This window comes from Tissierella sp. P1, from assembly GCF_002266425.1.
Taxonomy (GTDB): Bacteria; Bacillota; Clostridia; order Tissierellales; family Tissierellaceae; genus Tissierella; species Tissierella carlieri.
In genome coordinates, this window is record NZ_NPMN01000088.1 from 1 (window position 1) to 657 (window position 657).

Here is a 657-nt window from a genome sequence, read left to right on the forward strand (position 1 = left end):
AATGGACAGCGAGTACATACAAAAAGGCTCAAGAAAAAAATGGGATATCATAAAGAAGTTCAAATGATATTTCAAGATGTTTTATCTAGTTTAGATCCTAAAAAGAGGATTAGAGATATTATCGCTGAGCCAATTCGAAATCATGAAAAATTAACAAAAGAAGAAGAACTAGAAAAAGTTTTAGAGCTATTAAATATAGTTGGAATGCCTGCTGACGCCTTATATAGGTATCCGCATGAATTCTCTGGAGGACAAAGACAAAGAATAGGTGTAGCAAGATCTGTATCTTTAAATCCAAAACTTATTGTTGCAGATGAACCCGTTTCTGCTCTTGACTTATCAGTTCAAGCACAGGTCCTAAACTTCTTAAAAGAGATACAAAAAAAATTTAACTTAAGTTATCTTTTTATATCTCATGACTTAGGTGTAGTAAAACATATGTGTGATTACATATACATCATGCATAGAGGAAGATTTGTGGAAGCAGGGACAAGGGATGACATATATAATAATCCACAGCATATTTATACTAAAAGGCTGATTGCAGCTATTCCAGAAATTAATGCTGAAAATAGAGAAGAAAACTATAAGAATAGAATTAATGTTGAGAATGAATATCGTGAAAAAGAAAGTTTATTCTATGATGAAAAAGGCAAG

At 31.7% G+C, this 657-nt stretch carries 1 protein-coding gene; it reads left to right on the forward strand.

All coding sequences use genetic code 11. The annotated features are described in order from the left end of the window. Positions 1-657 (forward strand): ATP-binding cassette domain-containing protein (locus CIW83_RS21835; RefSeq protein WP_143598625.1); only part of this gene is annotated, 657 nt, incomplete at both ends.